Raw genomic sequence first — 17,966 nt, forward strand, 5'->3', positions numbered from 1 at the left:
CGGAGGAACATTCATGCAGTACCGCACATTGGGCCGCACCGGTGTCCAGGTCAGCGCCCTCGCGCTCGGCGCGATGAACTTCGGCGCGATCGGCCGCACCACCCAGGACGAGGCCACCGCGATCGTCGACGCCGCTCTCGAGGCCGGCATCAACGTCATCGACACCGCCGACATGTACGGCGACGGCGAGTCGGAGGAGATGGTCGGCAAGGCCATCGCCGGTCGCCGTGACGACATCGTGCTGGCCACCAAGGCCGGCATGCCCATCGGCAACGAGCGCAACCACCAGGGCAGTTCGCGCCGTTGGCTGGTCACCGAACTGGACGCCAGCCTGCGCCGCCTCGGTGTCGACCATGTCGACCTGTACCAGATCCACCGCTGGGACCCGAACACCGGCGACGAGGAGACGCTGTCGGCCCTCACCGACCTGCAACGCGCGGGAAAGATCCGCTACTTCGGCTCCTCCACCTTCCCCGCTCACCGCATCGTGCAGGCCCAGTGGGCCGCCCACGAGCACCGCCTGAGCCGTTACGTCACCGAACAGCCCAGCTACTCCATCCTCCAGCGCGGCATAGAGACCCACGTCCTGCCCGTCACCCAGGAGTACGGCCTCGGCGTACTGGTGTGGAGCCCGCTGGCCTCGGGCTGGCTGTCGGGTGCGATCCGCGCGGGCCGGGACATCACCACCCACCGCTCCGCGTTCCTGCCCGCGCGATTCGACACCACGATCCCCGCCAACCGGACCAGGCTGGACGCCGTCGAGCGACTGGCCACCCTCGCCGACGAGGCGGGCCTCACGCTCATCCAGCTCGCCCTCGGCTTCGTGACCGCCCACCCCGGCGTGACCAGTGCCCTCGTCGGCCCCCGTACGGTCGACCACCTGCGCGCCCAGCTCGCCGCCGCGGACACCGTCCTGACCGACGACGTGCTCGACGCGATCGACGAGATCGTCGCCCCCGGCACCGATCTGGCCCCGGACGAGAAGTACGACACCCCGCCCGCGCTCCTCGACCCGTCACTGCGCCGCCGCTGACCGCCGGGGGAGACCCCAGGACGAAAGGGACCCACCGTCCATGCCGCACCGACCCCCGCCCAGCTTCGGGATCATGACCGCCCCCATGCAGGTCGACTACCACGACATCCTCCGGGTCTGGCGCGAGGCGGACACCATCCCCGCCATCGAGCACGCCTGGCTCTTCGACCACCTCATGCCGATCGGCGGCGATCCTGACGGCCCGGCCTACGAAGGCTGGACCCTCCTCGCGGCCCTGGCCGCCCAGACCCGACGCCTACGGCTCGGCGTCATGGTGACCAGCAACCGCTTCCGGCCACCCGCGATGCTGGCCAAGATCGCCACCACCGTCGACGTGGTCTCCGGAGGCCGGCTCGACTTCGGCATCGGCGTCGGCTCCCGCCCCGACCACCCCCTGGCCAGACGCGAGTACGAAGCCCACGGCCTGCCCTTCCACGACTCCGCCCAAGCGGTGAGCAGCCTCGCGGAGGCCTGCACCCTGATCAAGCGCCTGTGGACCGAGGAGAAACCCTTCGACCACCACGGCACCCACCACCACCTCACCGGAGCCTTCGGCAACCCCAAACCGGTCCAGCGCCCCCACCCCCCGCTCCTCATCGGCGGCCGTTCGACCGCGACCCTGCGCATCGCGGCCGAACACGCCGACCTGTGGAACATCCCCGGCGGCGACATCGAGGACGTCGTCCGCCGCAGCGCCCTCCTGGACCGCTACTGCGGGGAGATCGGCCGCGACCCGGCCGAGATCACCCGCTCGATCCACCTGCCGGTCTCCTACGACCGTCCGGGCTCCACCCGCGACGCGATCACCGAAGCGATCGACGCGGGCTTCACCCACCTGGTCCTCGGCCTGCCGTCGCCCTACCCCGCGCACGTCGCCCGGTGGGTCACGGACGAACTCATCAACCCGTCTGTCCGACCCGTCACTTCCAGCCGTAGGCATACGCCGCGACCCACGTGATGTCGAGCTGCGCGCTGCTTCCCGGTGCCGCCCCCGGGCCCTCCAGAGCGCTTTCGTTCTGGAGTACCCAGGACAGCGGACGGTCCGGCACATCACGGGTGTCATGACCCGTCTGCCGGCCGTCGACGAAGAACCGGACGTGGCCAGGAGTCCACTCGGTGGACACCGTGTGCCACCGCGTCCATTCGTCGCTTCCCGGGAAGTAGCCCTGCTCACCGCCACCACAGGGATGGTGGAAGGAGCTGAGGGATCCGGTCCACTCGCCTTCGGGGTGGTCCATCTCGCAGCCTCCGCCGTAGTGCAGCCACGCGGACTTGTAGCCGGGCGCGAGTTTCGTGACCTTGATGCGGGCGCTGTACTTGCCGTATTTCATCTGCATCACCGCACGTGGCACCAGCGCCGCGGCATGCACGGGGCCGCCGTCGGAGGGTCGCCACATCCGGACCGACATCCTTCCGTCGCCGTTCGCCGCGGGACCGACGCTCACGGTGTCCTCCGGGTGGTAGACCCCCACCACATCCCGCCCCCGGCTGCCGGCCGTGTCGGGCCAACCGGTCGGATACGCCCACCAGTTGTCGCGGTACTTCCCCTTCAGGCCCCCGCAGTAGGCCGCGGAGGTGTCGACGGCGTGCTCGCAGTCGCTGAAGGAACCCAGGGGCACCCGGTCGCCGTTGAAGTCCTCGGCGAGGACCTGCCAGAAGGGCCCGCAGTCACCGCGGGGCAGGTGCGTGGCGGTCGTCCGGCAGGCGTCGGCCGGAGCGGGTGCCCCGTCGGCCCGTGGGAGGCCCAGGAGGCCGCCTCCCACGAGCAGGAGGCTCGAGACCATCACCAAGATGCGCTTGTGGTGGTGCGGCGCTGCGTGTGAACCCATCCCGAGGCTCCTTCAGGCGGCCGACGCCGTCCGTCCTTGCCGCGCGGGGCACCGAGAGGGCATGAACCGCGGGGGGCGGACCGCACTTTCGCGAAGGAACATCCTCGCCCGCCGGACTCCGCGGCGCCATCCCCCGGACACGCCGCGAACCGGACGGCCGTTGCGGCCCCTGCCTCAGAACTCGCTGTCGATGCCGGTCACGACCGCCGCGCCCAACGGCGAGTCCTCCTCGGCCAGGCCGCTGTCCCGAAGGGCCCGGGAAACCAGCCGTACCGCTTCGGCTTCGGCCTGCGTTCGGTCGGCGGCCTCGACCTCGACCCGGGCGGCGAACATGCCGTCCTCCTCCACGGTCAGCACACTCAGATCCTCGCTCTCCCCGAGATCCGTGTTCCTGGGGTCCTGAGGCCGGAGCCTTCGCCCGATGTCGGAGCGGACGCTGTCGGGGACCCCGCGCAGGAACGTGCCGGGGACGGTGATCACGTAGGTGGTCACGGCGACTCCTTTCTGACGTCCTACCCGGTTCCCCGTCAGGCCGATCGGAACCGAAGGCCCGGGGAAGGGTCACGGATGTGGAGAAGGTGTGTCGCGGAAGGTCGTTTTCTGGACCTGTCCCTGCATGGCGACGCCGATCGGGGGTAACCGCGGCCAGAACGATTGCAATTTCGGGATGGGCGGACGATGACGACGGCGATGAGGGCTGACACGGGCAGGGCACTGCCACACGGCGGAGGACCCCGCGCGGCGCAGCGATGGCCCCGTTGCCTTCTCCGTGACGCGTGAAGATCGGATCGTCGCTCTGACCAGGCTCCCATCGTTGTGCTGGACAACGTCTGGAGGCAAACGACACGTATGGGAGGTCGGGACCGCAGTGATCCCGGGGACTGGGGCTGCCGAGGTGGTGTCGGCGAGGGCAGCCGGTGCCGAGACGGCGTGGGAGCACTGGGAGCCGTCGGTTCTCCTCGTGGAGGACGATCCCGGTGACGCGCTGCTGGTGGAGGAACTCGTCGCCGACGGCGCCGTGAAGATGCGGCTGCGCTGGGTGCGGTCGATGACCGAGGCCACCGAGGTGCTCGCCGCCGAGACGCCCGACTGTGTCCTGCTCGACCTGCACCTGCCGGACGCCCATGGACTCGAGGCGGTCTCCCTGGTCCAGGGGCTGGCCGAGCAGGTCGCCATCGTGGTCCTCACCGGGCTCGCCGAGGAGCAGACCGGCCTCGCCGCGGTCGCGGCCGGCGCGCAGGACTACCTGGTCAAGGGCCGCGTGGAGCCCGAACTGTTCGGGCGGGCGGTGCGCTACGCCATCCAGCGCAAGCAGACCGAGCAGGCGGCGGTGGCCCTGCAGGCCGGCGCGCTCCAGGCACAGGAGAACGCCCGGCTGGAACGGGGACTGCTGCCCCGCCCCCTGCTGCGCGCCGAGGGCGTCCAGGTCGTGGCCCGCTACCGGCCCGGACGCGCGCAGACCCTGCTGGGCGGCGACTTCTACGACATCGTCCAGAGCGCCGACGGCACCCTCCACGCCCTCATCGGGGACGTCTCCGGGCACGGCCCGGACGAAGCGGCCCTGGGAGTCGCCCTGCGCATCGCCTGGCGCACCCTCGTCCTCAGCGGCATCACCGGCGCGCAGCAGATGGCCCGGCTCGAGGAGCTGCTGATGGCCGAACGGGCGCGTGACGAGGTCTTCGCGACCCTCGTGACGCTGGCCGCCGTCCCGGGAGAGCAGCAGGCCCATGTCGTACGAGCCGGTCACCACGGTCTGCTGCAGCGCACCGGAACGGATGTGGAGTGGGTGGAGGTGCCCGGCGGACCGGCCCTGGGCATGGTCCCCGGCGGCGCGCGATGGCCGACCGCACACCTGCCGGTTCCGGCGGGAACGTCGGTGGTGCTCTTCACCGACGGCCTGTTCGAGGGGCACGTGAGCCGTGGCACGGAACGCCTCGGCGAGGAGGGGCTGCTGGCCCTCGCCCGTGAGGGCGCCGCCCTGGACGCGGAGGCCTTCGTGGACCGGCTGATCGAGAAGGCCGAGAGCCTCGCCGAGGCGCGGGGCGGTCTGGCCGACGATGTGGCCGTCGTCCACCTGAACTGGAACTGAGTGAGCGGGAGCGTGGTGTCGGAGCACATGGTGAGGCGAGGAACGGGCACGGCCTGGATCGGACGCCGGCTGACGGTGCAGGGCTGGTTCTACCTGGTTCTGGCTGTCATGACGCTGCTGGTGGTGGTCGGCAGCGTGGTCGGCGCCCATCTGCTCGGCCGGACGGCAGCGGTCGGCGACCAGCTGCTGCGCCGCATCCAGCCCGCCCAGACCGAGGCGTACCGGCTGCAGGCGGCGCAGGTCAACCAGGAGACGGGCATCCGCGGCTACGCGATCGCCGCCGACCGGCAGTTCCTCGCCCCGTACACCCGGGGCAAACAGGCCGAGGCGGGCTCGGCCGCCCGGTTGCGCGAGTTGATCGGCGATCGGCCCGAACTGCTGGCGGACCTCAGGGCGATCGAACGCCAGGCGGCCGACTGGCGCCGCAGCTACGCCGAACCCCTCGCGGTCTCGGTCACCCCTGGCCGGCCGAAGCCGTTGGACCAGCAGAAGGCCGATCAGGGCAAGAAGGAGTTCGACCGGCTGCGCACGTTGTGGAGCAAGCAGAACACCGATCTGGCGAAGGCGGTGGAGGACGGCCGCTCCCACCTCGCCCATGAACGGAACGTGCGCGACTCGGTCCTGGCCGGCATGGTCGCGGCCTTCCTGCTGGCCGGCGTCGCCTGTGCCGTCCTGGTCCGGGTCCTGGTGACCCGTCCCCTGGAGGCGCTGGGCACGGCGTCGAGGCGGGTGGCGGGCGGCGACTTCGCGTACGTCATCACCGGCGGCGGCCCGGCCGATCTGACCGAGGTGGCCAACGCCGTCGAGGGCATGCGCTGGCATGTCGTGGCCGAACTCGAGGCCTCCCGTGAACAAGAACAGGAGCTGAGCAGGCAGGCCGCCGACCTGGACGCCCAGGCCGAGGAACTGCGCCGCTCCAACGCCGAACTGGAGCAGTTCGCCTACGTCGCCTCCCACGATCTGCAGGAGCCGCTGCGCAAGGTCGCCTCCTTCTGCCAACTGCTGGAGAAGCGTTACGGCGACACGCTCGACGACCGCGGCCGGCAGTATGTGGACTTCGCGGTCGACGGGGCCCGGCGCATGCAGGTCCTCATCAACGACCTGCTCACCTTCTCCCGGGTCGGACGCGTCAACGACGCCCGGGTGCCCGTCGGTCTCGACCAGGCACTGGACAAGGCGCTGGCCAACCTCGGGACGGCCGTCGAGGAGTCCGGCGCCCGCGTCGACCGCCCGGAACACCTGCCCGAGGTCGTCGGGGACCCCACCCTGCTGGCCATGCTCTGGCAGAACCTGGTGGGCAACGCACTCAAGTTCCGCGACCCCGACCGCACTCCGCACGTGTCCATCACCTGCGGAACCGATCCCGACGACCCCGGCAGCCTGCTGTTGACCGTCACGGACAACGGCATCGGCATTCCGGAGCCGTTCACGGAGAAGGTCTTCATCATCTTCCAGCGGCTGCACGGGCGGGACGCCTACGGTGGCACCGGAATCGGTCTGGCACTGTGCAAGAAGATCGTGGAACAACATGGAGGCAGGATCTGGATCGACACCGTCCACACGGACGGCACCCGCTTCTGCTTCACTCTCCCGTCCATCGCCGAAAGCCCGGAGACATCCGGTATCGGCACCGAGGAAAAGGCCCTGGCATGACCACCCCCGCCGCCAGCCCCATCGACGTGCTCCTCGTCGAGGACGACCCCGGCGACGAGCTGATGACTCGTGAGGCCTTCGAGGACAACAAGATCGGCAATACGCTCCATGTGGTCCGGGACGGCGAGGAGGCACTGGACTTCCTCTACCGACGCGGCGACCACACGGACGCGCCGCGGCCCGACCTGATCCTCCTCGACCTCAACCTCCCCAAGTACGACGGCCGTCAGGTCCTGGAGAAGATCAAGTCCGACCCGGACCTGGCCCACATCCCCGTCGTCGTGCTCACCACCTCCGCGGCCGAGGAGGACATCCTGCGCAGCTACAAGCTCCACGCGAACGCCTATGTCACCAAGCCGGTGGACCTGGACCAGTTCATCGCCGCGGTCCGCCAGATCGACGACTTCTTCGTGCAGGTCGTCCGACTGCCACGCCACTTCTGAGGTCGCGGACGGCCAGCCGGCCGTGCCAGTCGCGCAGCGCGGCGCCCAGTGGCTCCAGCCCTCCGGCCTCCCGGACCTGGGCGATCAGCGGTGCGAACTGCTCCGGCCGACAGCCGCTTCTTCGTGCGGGTCGTCCGACTGCCGCGGCACTTCTGAGACCACGGCCGAGGTCTCATCCGCATCCGCGTTCGCGGAGGTACGCCTCCAGCTCCGCGGCCCCGGTGAGCATCGCCCGTCCGCGGGCGGCCAGCCGGCTGTGCCAGTCGTGCAATGCGGCGCCCAGTGGCTCCAGCCCTCCGGCCTCCCGGACCTGGGCGATCAGCGGTGCGATCTGGTCCAGCCGATAGCCGCCCCGCCTGAGCTGATGGGTCAGCCGGGCGTCCCGTACGTCGGCCTCGTCGTAGACGCGATAACCGGTCAGCGCGTCGCGGCGCGGGCGCACCAGCCCCGCGCGCTCCCATTTGCGCAGCGTCGCGGGCCGGATCCCGAGCTTGGCCGCCAGCGGTCCGATGAAGGTGCCGCCGGGCCCGGCCACCGCTGCGGGCTCGGACGCCGTGCCGGCCTCCAGATCGCGCAGGGCCCGCTCCACGGCCTCGAGGGTCCGCCGGTCGTCGAGGAGCTGGACATGGCTCTCGTCGATGAGGCGGAACGCCTCCTCGGTAGCGCCCTCGTTCACCGCCCGCATGATCGACGTCGCCGTCCGGTGGCCGTGGCCGGGCACCAGGGCGAGGAAGGCGTGCAGGGCGACCGCGTGCACAGAGGTGTAGGTGCGGTAGCCGTGCGGCGTGCGACCGGCCGCCGGGAGGATGCCGGCCTCCTCGTAGTTCCTGATCGCCTGGGTCGACAGACCGTGCCCGCGCGCCAGGTCGACCGGCCTGAGCTGCCGCTCGGTTTGAAGCTTTCGTCCCACGTCAGCGAGGATATAGCGAAAAAGTTTCAACCGAAGGTTCAACGATAGCGTTGAAGGCATGGCGACTGACATCAAGGACACCGCCCAGGCCGTCGACGCTGCCGCCGTCATGGGACTGCTCCCGGCCCGGCCCCGGCTGCTCGCCCTGGGGGAGCCCACCCACGGCGAGGACACCCTGCTCGAACTGCGCAACGAGCTCTTCCGACAACTCGTCGAGCAGGAGGGCTACCGGACGATCGCGATCGAGAGCGACTGCATGAGGGGCCTGGCGGTGGACGACTACGTCACCTCGGGCACCGGCACCCTCGACGAGGTGATGGAGCACGGATTCAGCCACGGCTGGGGCGCCTGCGCGGCCAACCGGGACCTCGTGCGCTGGATGCGCGCTCACAACGACGGCCGCCCCGCGTCCGAGCAGCTCCGCTTCGCCGGCTTCGACGGCCCGCTGGAGATCACCGGCGCCGCGAGCCCCCGGCAGGCACTCACCGCACTCCACGGCTACTTGGCGGCCCGGGTGGACGCGAATCTCCTCCCCTGCACCGCGGAGACGCTCGACCACCTGCTCGGCGCCGACGACCGGTGGACCGATCCCGCCGTGATGAGGGACCCGTCCCGGTCCGTCGGGCAATCGGCCGAAGCGGCCCGACTGCGTCTGCTCGCCGACGAGTTGATGACGCTGCTCGACGTCCAGACACCCGACCTGATCACGTCGACATCGCGGGACGACTGGGAGCGGGCGTGTCTGTACGGCCGCACCGCTACCGGCCTGCTGCGCTACCACCACTCGATGGCCGACACCTCACCGACCCGCATGACGAGACTGTGCGCGCTGCGGGATTCGATGATGGCGGACAACCTCCTCGCCGTCGCCGCCCGCGGCCCGGCACTCGTCCACGCCCACAACTCCCATCTCCAGCGGGAGAAGAGCTCGATGCAGATGTGGGAGGGGCGGGTGGAGTGGTGGAGCGCCGGTGCGCTCGTGAGCGCCCGACTCGGTGAGGAGTACGCCTTCGTGGCCACGGCTCTCGGCACGATCCGGCACCAGGGAGTGGACACACCGCCGCCGGACACCGTCGAAGGACTCCTGTACGCCCTCCCGCTGGACCCTTGCCTCATCGACGCCCGGCGGCTGGCCACTGCTCTCGGCGACACACCACCCGCCCCCCGTGAGTCCCCCTGGTTCGGCTATGCCCCGATCGACCCGGCGCACTTGGCCGCCGGCGACGGCCTCGTGTTCGTGAAGGACGTCCTGCGGAGCTAGTCCCCTTCGTCCGGCTTCTCGGACCCACGTCTTACTGGCCACCGTTCGTTCGAACCTACGAAGTTCCGCGTAGTGGGTTACTGATGGCTCCCCGCACTGGTAGGAAACGTTCCTAACAATCAGGTACGGACCAACTCTCCACCCCCCACCTCCACTTGGAGCTCCCGTGGAACCTGACACAGTGCCCCCGGCCGCCCACGCCTCCCGCCGCACCCTCCTCGCTCTGATGGGAGCGGCAACCTGCGGCGCCATGTTCAGCCCTTCGCGCGCCGCGGCAGCGCCCGCGGCCGCAGTGGGCCTCGACGACCCCGCGAAGAAGGAGATCGCCATGAAGCTGGTGTCGAGCGCGGAGAACTCCTCGCTCGACTGGAAGGCGCAGTACAAGTACATAGAGGACATAGGTGACGGCCGCGGCTACACCGCCGGTATCATCGGCTTCTGCTCCGGCACCGGAGACATGCTCGACCTCGTCGAGCTGTACGCCGACCGCAAGCCCGGCAACGTCCTCGCCAGGTATCTGCCGGCGCTGCGCCGCGTCGACGGCACCGACTCGCACGACGGCCTGGACCCGAACTTCCCCGACGACTGGCGCAAGGCCGCCCGGGACACGGCGTTCCAGCAGGCGCAGAACGACGAACGCGACCGCGTCTACTTCAACCCCGCCGTCAGGCAGGGCAAGACGGACGGACTGCGTGTGCTCGGTCAGTTCGCCTACTACGACGCCATCGTGATGCACGGCGACGGCGGCGACGCGACCAGCTTCAGCAGCATCCGCCGCCGGGCCCTGCGCCAGGCCAAGCCCCCGGCGCAGGGCGGCGACGAAACGACGTACCTGAACGCGTTCCTCGACGCACGCGTGTGGGCGATGAAGCAGGAGGAGGCGCACAGCGACACCAGCAGGGTCGACACCGCCCAGCGCGTCTTCCTGCGCAAGGGCAACCTCGACCTGAACCCGCCACTGGACTGGAAGGTCTACGGGGACAGCTTCCACATCGGCTGAGACAGGTGACGTGTGACGGCCCGGTGCCACGGCACCGGGCCGTTTCGACAGAGCGTGTTTGCCGCCGGAGCGAGCGGTAACGCGTTGTCCATGAGTGAATCGAACGAGCAGACGAACCAAGATTCCGGGACCACCCAGGCCGCGGCGAAGGCCCGCCGTACCACGGCGAAGGCCACCGCCCCGGCGACCAAGGCGGCGAACAAGGCGGCCGCGAAGACCGATGACGCCGCGTCAGCGGGCAAGGAGGCGACGGAGCGGACGGCCAGGACGGCGAGTGGGGCCGCGCAGACCGCGGCCAAGAGCGTCGAGGCGGGCCGCCAGACCGTCATCGCCGCCTCGGGGCAGGCCGCGGCCGTCGCCAAGACGGCCTGGACGGTGATAGCCCAGCGAAAGCTCATCGCCGCGGGCGTGGGTGTCGGCGTGACCGCACTGACCGCGACGTCGTACGCGGCCGGCCGACGCGCGGGGCGCAACGTGCACGGTCCGATCACCCGCTTGACCGGCGGGCGGATCTGACGGGGGAGAGGCAGACGCGGAGACGTTCCTTCGCGGCAGGGGCGTACCGATCGCTGGTCACCACCCCTGCGACAGCAGGTCGTTGAGACGTGCGCCCGCCGCCCACTGCCGTAGAGCGGCCCCGTCGAGCAGGCAGATCGTCCCCTCCCTCCGAGCCCACCGGATGTCCCGGGCGGTGAAGACACCGCGATGGACGACCAGGCGCAGGGGTGATTCCTGGTTCCCGTGGTGCGGGTGAGGATGCGGCGTGTCCTCGTCGGGGAGGGGCTCCGCCACCGGACGGAAGGCCACGTCCATCCGACGGCCGGCCGCGTCCCGGGCGCACAGACGCGGCCGGTCCGGCGCGGGCATCAGCCGCACCCGCCACCCGTCCCGGCGCAGCATCCGCGCCACCGCCAACGCGAGTCCCTGGGTGTCGAGTTCGAGCAGCTCGTCCGCGGTGTAGTAACCGATACGGCGGCGAGCGCCAGGGCGGGCGTGCCGTATCGCGACCGTGACGACCAGGGCCAGGAACACCACACCGGCGACAGGGACGATGATCCCGGCAGCGCGGTATCCCGCGGCGAGCACGGCGGCCACCGCACACACGGCTGCCACGACAGCGGCGAAGGCGGGCAGCACGTCCCGGAACCTGGGCCCGTAGAGCCCCTGAGCCCGCAGCGCGCGCACCACATGGCGCCTCTGCGATCGGCGTGACGGGATGAGGCCGGACGTCCACGATAGGCGTGCCACAGTCCCGGCCCTCCCCATGCCGCCCGTCTCCACCCGTGACTTCACGGATACCCAGCGCGCAGCCAAGTGCCTTGAAAACAGAGGGATTTCGGCCACGCGCACCCGGCGCACGGAAGCGCCAGGGGGCGCGAAGGTGTGGTGTTCCCCGGCAGCTGCCGCCGCCGGCGTGGCGGATCTCGGCGGGGGCACAGGTCGCTTCCGCACGCCCGGCCCTGCCGACCCGGTTGCGAGGTCTCGCTCACACGCGAGGCTGGATACATGGGTCTCGGGGCACACGGGAAAGGCAGTACCGCCGGACGAAAATGCCACCGACAGGCAGGCGGCGGCGGGCGACCAGCGAGGAGAGGAAGTCATGACAGGCGCGGAGGACGCGGCGACCGCAGGGAGACGACCCACGGCGATACCCGCCGCGGGGCTCACCGGTGCCCTGGAGGCCATCGGAACCGCGGCGTACGTCGTGGACGAGGAGGGCCGCGTCATCGCCGTCAACGCCCACGCCGAACAGCTGCTGGTCCGGCCCGCCGAGGAGTTCCTCGGCCGCGACGCGCACGACCTGCTGCACCGGGACGCCCACGGCCACCCGTTGCCGAGGAGCCGGTGCGACATGCGGCAGGCCTTCCACGCCGGGCGCACCGCCCAGGCCGACGGGGACCACTTCGAGTGCGGGGACGGCTCACTGCTGCCCGTGTCGTGGATGATCACGCCGTACGACGTGGACGGCCGGGGAGCCGGCACGCTCGTGCTCGTCCACGCCCAGCGCCCGCCGGAGACCGTCAGACGACCGGAGACGGCGGCCAACGCGCTGCCGGAACTCGAGCGGCTCGCCCTGCTGGCCGAGACCACCACCCGGCTGACGTCCACTCTCGACGCCGAGGAAACGCTGCGTCGGCTGTTGGCCCTGGTGGTGCCCCGGCTGGCGGACTGGGCCGTCGTCGATCTGATCACCGAGCGCGACGAGGTGTGGCGCACCGCCGTCGTCCACGCGGAGAACGGCACCCTGGTGCCCCACGAGGACCTCCAGGGACCGATGCCGCCCATCCCGGAGGATTCACCGATGCCCCTGTCCAGGGCCCTGCGCGGGGTCGCGTCGACTCTGGCCGGCCCGCAGACGTACCAGCAGGAACCGGATTCCGGTATCGCCGTGGAACAGCACCGCCTGTTCGAGGCCACCGGTATCCGCTCCGCCGCCATCGCCCCCATCCGCAGCACCCGCGCGGTCCTGGGCGCACTGACCCTGGGCCGCGCCAAGGATCCGGTGGACTTCACCACCGCCGATCTCCCCCTGATAGAGGACATCGCCCGCCGCGCCGGCCTGGCCCTGGACAACGCGCGTCTGTACCAGCGTCAGCGCAAGGTCGCCGAGACCATGCAGAACCACCTGCTGCCCCAGATGCCCCGGGTGCCCGGACTGCAGATGACGGCCCGCTACCTGCCCGCGCCCGACGCCTCACAGGTCGGCGGCGACTGGTACGACGCCTTCTCACTCTCCGACGGCGCCACCGCACTGGCGGTCGGAGACGTCGTCGGCCACGACCTGGAGGCCGCGGCCGGCATGGCACAACTGCGCAACATGCTCCGCGCCTACGCCTGGGCGCACCAGGAACCGCCGAGCCGGATCGTCGCCCGCCTCGACGAGGCGGTCATGCACATCACCGACGTCACCATGGCCACCACGATCTTCGCCCGGGTCGAGGAGCGGGACGACGGCCACTGGGAGCTGTCCTGGACCAACGCCGGCCACCCGCCACCCCTCCTGATCAGCCACGACGGCCTGGCCCGCTACCTGACCGACGGCCACGGCATCCTCCTGGGCACCGGCGTCCGTACACCGCGTACCGACGCGACCGCCCTGCTGCCGCCCGGCTCCACGCTGCTGCTGTACACCGACGGCCTGATCGAGGCGCCCGGCCAAACCCTCGACGAGGGCCTGCAGCGCCTTCGCAGACACGCCGCCGCCCTCGCCCACCGCCCGCTGGCCTCCTTCACCGACCAGGTGCTGCGCCGGGTCCGACACGTCACCAACGACGACGACGTCGCCCTCCTCGCCGTACGAGCCCCCTCCGGACATGATCCGGACAGCTGGTCCGACACCCGTCAGGGCGCCCGCGCCGGCACCCCGCGCCACCTCGGCGACGGACAGCCGTGATAGACAACGCCCGTGACCCCACGGGCCGTTTGCGCCCGCCACCCAGGCGACCGCCCGATGACAGGACTTGGTGCCAGTGATTTTGAAGACCTTTCGCTGGGCGTTCGCGATCACCGCGCTCGGCCTGGCCGCAGGAGTGCTGTACGACGGCTGGGCCGCGTTCGGCATCGTGGCGATCCTGGCCGTGCTGGAGATCTCGCTGTCGTTCGACAACGCGGTGGTCAACGCCGGAATCCTGAAGAAGATGAACGACTTCTGGCAGCGCATCTTCCTCACGATCGGCGTTCTGATCGCCGTCTTCGGCATGCGGCTGGTCTTCCCGGTCGTGATCGTCGCCATCACCGCGAAGCTCAATCCGTACGACGCGGTCCAGCTGGCCGTGACCGACAAGGACCGTTACCAGCAGCTGGTGACCGACGCGCATCCGGCGATCGCCGCGTTCGGTGGCATGTTCCTGCTGATGATCTTCCTGGACTTCATCTTCGAGGACCGGGACATCAAGTGGCTGGCCTGGCTGGAGCGGCCGCTGGCCAAGCTCGGCAAGGTCGACATGCTGTCGGTCTGCATCGCCCTGGTCGTCCTGCTGGTCACCGCGTTCACCTTCGCGACCCACGCCCACCAGCACGGCGGCGCGCACGCCGACAAGGCGCAGACCGTCCTGATCTCCGGTATCGCGGGTCTGATCACCTACATGGTCGTCGGCGGCCTCTCCGGCTACTTCGAGAACAAACTCGAAGAGGACGAGGAACGCGAGGAAGAAGCCGAACGCTCCGGCGGGACCGGATCGCCGGTCAAGCTGGCAGGCCAGGCGGCGTTCTTCATGTTCCTCTATCTCGAGGTTCTCGACGCCTCGTTCTCCTTCGACGGCGTGATCGGCGCGTTCGCCATCACCAACGACATCGTCCTGATGGCGCTGGGCCTCGGCATCGGCGCGATGTACGTCCGGTCCCTCACCGTGTACCTGGTCCGCCAGGGCACCCTCGACGACTACGTCTACCTGGAGCACGGCGCCCACTACGCGATCGGCGCCCTCGCGGTGATCCTCATGGTCACCATCCAGTACCAGATCAACGAGATCATCACCGGTCTCGTCGGTGTCGTCCTGATCGGCTGGTCCTTCTGGTCCTCCGTGCGCCGCAACAAGGCGCTCGCGGCGGCCGAGGGGCCGACGGAGACGGACTCGGTCCCGGTGCCGTAGGCCCCGACGGCTCGGCGCGCCGTCCGCCTCTGCCATGGCTATCGCGAACCGGGGCATCCGAGCCTGTATGAAGGCGATGCCGGCACGGCGCCTCACGCGCCTGATGATGGTACTGGCACTGCTGCCTCTCGCCGGGGCGTGCAGCGACGATGACGGCGGGCACCAGGCGGCGGGAACCTTCCGCACAGCGGGCTCCGGCGACCGCGTCGTGATCGCCACCGACAACGGCCTGCGGCTGCGCCCGGCGGACGGCCCCGGCGTCACCGTCGACGACCGAGTCGACGAACGCTGGTCCCATCGCGGGAAGGTGTGGACGCTCGACCTGTCGTGCGCCGACCGGACCACGGGTGACGAGGGCTGCCCCCGGATGCCCTACGTCGAGATCCCCGACGGTGTGAGCGTCACGGCCACCGCCCGCAACGCCGGCGTCGACGTGGCGGGCGTCGCCGCTGCGCTGGACATCACGACCGTCAACGGCGATGTGACGGTGACCCGTTCCGGACGCGACGACGCCGACGTACGGCTGTCCACCCGCAACGGCTCGGTGCGCGCGACGAGCGTGGCAGCGCAGCGGGTGCACGCGGCAACCACGAACGGCGACGTGGTGGTGGGATGTGCCGCGGTCCCGTCGGGCGTCAGCGCCGCGACCGTCAACGGCTCGGTCGACGTCACCGTGCCCCATGACAGCCCGCCCTACCGGGTCACCGCCGCCACCGACAACGGCCGCGCCACGGTGGCCGTCCCGGCACAGCGCGCCGACCGGAACCACACCATGACGCTGACCACGGTCAACGGCGACGTCGACGCCCGCAGGGCTGCCCCCGCCGGGAAGAGCTGATGGCGGATCCGCAGGTGGACTCGTGCTGGGAAAAGCGCTGAACGGGAGGCGGGTTTGCGTCGGTGAGGTCAGGGCAGACGGGCGGCAGGTGCTTGGGATTACAGGCCCACCGCGGAAGCGGCCGAATGCGGCTCTCCTTGGTGTGTCCGCCGAGGCCTCTCCCGCGACAGTCCGAGTGACGCGGCGGATGCGACCGCCCTCACTCCCCTGCGCAGATGGAGGAGCGCATCATGCTCATGGCCCACCCCGCCCTTCTGACCGACCTGCTCGAGCGCTACGAGGCGCTGCGTGTTCTGCACGCGGAGGAGGGCAGCGCCGGGGCGCGTCAGCGCCTTGAGGACGTGTCGTACACCTTGTGCATCGCCACGGGCACCCGTGACATCGACTCCGCTCTGGCAGCTGCCCGCCGTCAGCTGTCCGGCGCCCGCCCCGACGACGACGCACTGATGGCGGACGCGTGACGTGAGTGGCGCGAGCCGACCGGGTACTCGGGTGATCCGCCGAACACCGGCCGGACGCCGCCCGCTGCGCCAGGGGCCGCCACTCGCCGAGAACCCGACACCAAGGAGTCCCTGACCATGACGGACGTGTCCGCTGACCGTCCCGCTCCGGCGGACGACCGCAAGGTGCTCACCAACCGCCAGGGCCATCCGGTCCACGACAACCAGAACCAGCGCACCGTGGGCGCCCGCGGGCCCGCCACGCTGGAGAACTACCAGTTCCTGGAGAAGATCAGCCATTTCGACCGGGAACGCATCCCCGAGCGCGTCGTACACGCTCGCGGTGTGACCGCCTACGGCCACTTCGAGTCCTACGGCGCCTGGGGCGAGGAGCCGATCAGCCGGTACACCCGGGCCAAGCTGTTCCAGGAGCGCGGCAAGCGCACCGACCTGGCCGTCCGCTTCTCCACCGTCATCGGCAGGCGCGACTCCTCCGAGGCCGCCCGTGACCCGCGCGGCTTCGCCGTGAACTTCTACACCGAGGACGGCAACTGGGACCTGGTGGGCAACAACCTGGGCGTCTTCTTCATCCGGGACGCGATCAAGTTCCCGGACGTCATCCACGCCCTCAAACCCGACCCGTTCACCTTCGAGCAGCAGCCTCGCCGCATCTTCGACTTCATGTCGCAGACGCCGGAGTCGATGCACATGCTGGTCAACCTGTTCAGCCCGCGTGGCATCCCCGCGGACTACCGCCACATGCAGGGCTTCGGCGTCAACACCTACAAGTGGGTCAACGCCGACGGCGAGACCAAGCTGGTCAAGTACCACTGGAGGCCCAAGCCGGGCGTCCGCTCGACGACCGAGGAGGACGCCGCCAACGTGCAGGCCGACTCGCTCGGCCACGCCACCAAGGACCTGTACGAGGCGGTCGCCCGCGGGGAGTACCCCGAGTGGGAGCTCCTGGTCCAGATGATGGACGACCACGACCACCCCGAGCTGGACTTCGACCCGCTCGACGACACCAAGACCTGGCCCGAGCAGGAGTTCCCGCCGAAGCCGGTGGGCCGGATGGTGCTGGACCGGATGCCGGACAACTTCTTCGCCGAGAACGAGCAGATCTCCTTCGGCACCGGCGTCCTCGTCGACGGACTGGACTTCTCCGACGACAAGATGCCGGTCGGCCGGACCTTCTCCTGCAGCGACACCCAGCGCCACCGGGTCGGCCCGAACTACCTCCAGCTCCCCGTCAACCAGGCCAAGAACGCCGACGTGCGCACCAACCAGCGCGACGGCCAGATGACGTACTACGTGGACGGCGCGGGTGAGAACCCGCACGTCAACTACGAGCCGTTCATCACCGGAGGCCTGCGCGAGGCGCAGTACCCGACGCACGACGAACAGGGCCCGGAGATCCACGGCCGGCTCACGCGCAAGCGCATCCCCCGCACCAACGACTACCTGCAGGCGGGCCAGCGGTACCTGCTCCTGGAGGAGTGGGAGCGCGACGACCTGGTGAAGAATTTCACCGACCTGATCGCCCAGTGCGACCGGCCCGTGCAGGAGCGCATGGTGTGGCACTTCCTGCTGGTCGAGAACGACCTGGGCCTGCGGGTCGGCGAGGGGCTCGGCGTCAGTCCGGAGGACGTCGCCGGGCTTGAGCCGCTGACCGGCCAGGACCTCACCGACGAGGACCGCAAGCGGTTGTCGAACCTCGGCAAGAACCCTCCGCGCGACGTCGAGGGAATGACCATGACCCACTGCGTCCCCGACGAGCGACACGTCGTGACCCGCTGAACCGCAGGGGACCGGGGCGGCACCGGCAGCGAGAGCACCAACATGAGATCGTTGGGCCAACGATCCGTGAGAGGCGACCCG

At 70.2% G+C, this 17,966-nt stretch carries 17 protein-coding genes and 1 pseudogene; 13 read left to right on the forward strand and 5 right to left on the reverse strand.

Annotated elements, in window-relative coordinates; all coding sequences use genetic code 11:
• Positions 1-13 precede the first annotated feature (13 nt).
• Complete coding sequence (locus AQJ46_RS37540) at positions 14-1,033, forward strand: aldo/keto reductase (RefSeq protein ID WP_059209819.1); 1,020 nt, start codon at positions 14-16, stop codon at positions 1,031-1,033.
• A 40-nt stretch (positions 1,034-1,073) separates the two neighbouring features.
• Positions 1,074-1,991, forward strand: coding sequence for an LLM class flavin-dependent oxidoreductase (locus tag AQJ46_RS37545; RefSeq protein WP_059209820.1), 918 nt, complete (start codon positions 1,074-1,076; stop codon positions 1,989-1,991).
• Here AQJ46_RS37545 and AQJ46_RS37550 read toward each other — a convergent pair.
• Both AQJ46_RS37550 and AQJ46_RS37555 read right to left on the reverse strand, forming a co-directional pair.
• Complete coding sequence (locus AQJ46_RS37550) at positions 1,954-2,862, reverse strand: glycoside hydrolase family 16 protein (protein WP_059209821.1); 909 nt, start codon at positions 2,860-2,862, stop codon at positions 1,954-1,956. The two genes, AQJ46_RS37545 and AQJ46_RS37550, sit on opposite strands and share 38 nt — an antisense overlap.
• Before the next feature lie 174 nt (positions 2,863-3,036).
• Entirely contained in the window at positions 3,037-3,354 is a 318-nt protein-coding gene (locus tag AQJ46_RS37555) for a hypothetical protein (protein ID WP_059209822.1), read from the reverse strand.
• A gap of 376 nt (positions 3,355-3,730) precedes the next feature.
• Between AQJ46_RS37555 and AQJ46_RS37560 the strand changes: the two genes are divergently transcribed.
• The 3 genes from AQJ46_RS37560 to AQJ46_RS37570 are packed head-to-tail and all read left to right on the forward strand — an operon-like array spanning position 3,731 to position 7,047.
• Entirely contained in the window at positions 3,731-4,951 is a 1,221-nt protein-coding gene (locus tag AQJ46_RS37560; RefSeq protein WP_059209823.1) for a PP2C family protein-serine/threonine phosphatase, read from the forward strand.
• A gap of 27 nt (positions 4,952-4,978) precedes the next feature.
• Positions 4,979-6,604 (forward strand): sensor histidine kinase, encoded by a 1,626-nt coding sequence (locus AQJ46_RS37565; protein ID WP_107117404.1) that lies wholly within the window; start codon positions 4,979-4,981, stop codon positions 6,602-6,604.
• Positions 6,601-7,047 (forward strand): response regulator, encoded by a 447-nt coding sequence (locus AQJ46_RS37570; RefSeq protein WP_057614041.1) that lies wholly within the window; start codon positions 6,601-6,603, stop codon positions 7,045-7,047. Before AQJ46_RS37565 ends, AQJ46_RS37570 begins: the two co-directional genes overlap by 4 nt.
• Here the strand turns inward: AQJ46_RS37570 and AQJ46_RS57620 are convergent.
• Both AQJ46_RS57620 and AQJ46_RS37575 read right to left on the reverse strand, forming a co-directional pair.
• Positions 6,980-7,171: pseudogene (locus AQJ46_RS57620) on the reverse strand (MerR family transcriptional regulator); the annotation flags it as partial. The gene AQJ46_RS37570 and the pseudogene AQJ46_RS57620 overlap by 68 nt on opposite strands.
• A 48-nt stretch (positions 7,172-7,219) precedes the next feature.
• On the reverse strand, positions 7,220-7,957 hold the full coding sequence (locus tag AQJ46_RS37575) for a TioE family transcriptional regulator (RefSeq protein ID WP_059209824.1): 738 nt from the start codon (positions 7,955-7,957) through the stop codon (positions 7,220-7,222).
• Between the two features lie 58 nt (positions 7,958-8,015).
• On the opposite strand from AQJ46_RS37575, the gene AQJ46_RS37580 reads away from it, so the two are divergent.
• The 3 genes from AQJ46_RS37580 (at position 8,016) to AQJ46_RS37590 (ending at position 10,734) form a co-directional block, all read left to right on the forward strand.
• The gene (locus AQJ46_RS37580; RefSeq protein ID WP_059209825.1) at positions 8,016-9,218 is read left to right on the forward strand and encodes an erythromycin esterase family protein; all 1,203 of its coding nucleotides are present in this window, start codon (positions 8,016-8,018) and stop codon (positions 9,216-9,218) included.
• Positions 9,219-9,444: 226 nt separating this feature from the next.
• Positions 9,445-10,218: a chitosanase gene (locus AQJ46_RS37585; protein ID WP_225887495.1), complete on the forward strand. Its 774-nt coding sequence runs from the start codon at positions 9,445-9,447 to the stop codon at positions 10,216-10,218.
• A gap of 90 nt (positions 10,219-10,308) precedes the next feature.
• A complete protein-coding gene (locus tag AQJ46_RS37590; RefSeq protein ID WP_059209827.1) occupies positions 10,309-10,734 on the forward strand; it encodes a hypothetical protein in 426 nt (141 codons plus the stop codon).
• Positions 10,735-10,791: 57 nt separating this feature from the next.
• Here AQJ46_RS37590 and AQJ46_RS37595 read toward each other — a convergent pair whose 3' ends face one another.
• Complete coding sequence (locus AQJ46_RS37595; RefSeq protein ID WP_079072600.1) at positions 10,792-11,403, reverse strand: hypothetical protein; 612 nt, start codon at positions 11,401-11,403, stop codon at positions 10,792-10,794.
• Between the two features lie 415 nt (positions 11,404-11,818).
• Between AQJ46_RS37595 and AQJ46_RS37600 the strand changes: the two genes are divergently transcribed.
• The 5 genes from AQJ46_RS37600 (at position 11,819) to AQJ46_RS37620 (ending at position 17,885) form a co-directional block, all read left to right on the forward strand.
• Positions 11,819-13,612: a SpoIIE family protein phosphatase gene (locus AQJ46_RS37600; RefSeq protein WP_079072581.1), complete on the forward strand. Its 1,794-nt coding sequence runs from the start codon at positions 11,819-11,821 to the stop codon at positions 13,610-13,612.
• Positions 13,613-13,688: 76 nt separating this feature from the next.
• A complete protein-coding gene (locus tag AQJ46_RS37605) occupies positions 13,689-14,810 on the forward strand; it encodes a DUF475 domain-containing protein (protein WP_059209828.1) in 1,122 nt (373 codons plus the stop codon).
• Positions 14,811-14,877: 67 nt separating this feature from the next.
• Positions 14,878-15,648: a DUF4097 family beta strand repeat-containing protein gene (locus AQJ46_RS37610; RefSeq protein ID WP_059209829.1), complete on the forward strand. Its 771-nt coding sequence runs from the start codon at positions 14,878-14,880 to the stop codon at positions 15,646-15,648.
• 230 nt (positions 15,649-15,878) lie between these two features.
• Positions 15,879-16,109: a DUF5133 domain-containing protein gene (locus AQJ46_RS37615; protein ID WP_057614068.1), complete on the forward strand. Its 231-nt coding sequence runs from the start codon at positions 15,879-15,881 to the stop codon at positions 16,107-16,109.
• 117 nt (positions 16,110-16,226) lie between these two features.
• Complete coding sequence (locus AQJ46_RS37620) at positions 16,227-17,885, forward strand: catalase (protein ID WP_059209830.1); 1,659 nt, start codon at positions 16,227-16,229, stop codon at positions 17,883-17,885.
• The last annotated feature ends 81 nt before the right edge of the window (positions 17,886-17,966 follow it).

The organism is Streptomyces canus (assembly GCF_001514145.1).
Taxonomy (GTDB): Bacteria; Actinomycetota; Actinomycetes; order Streptomycetales; family Streptomycetaceae; genus Streptomyces; species Streptomyces canus.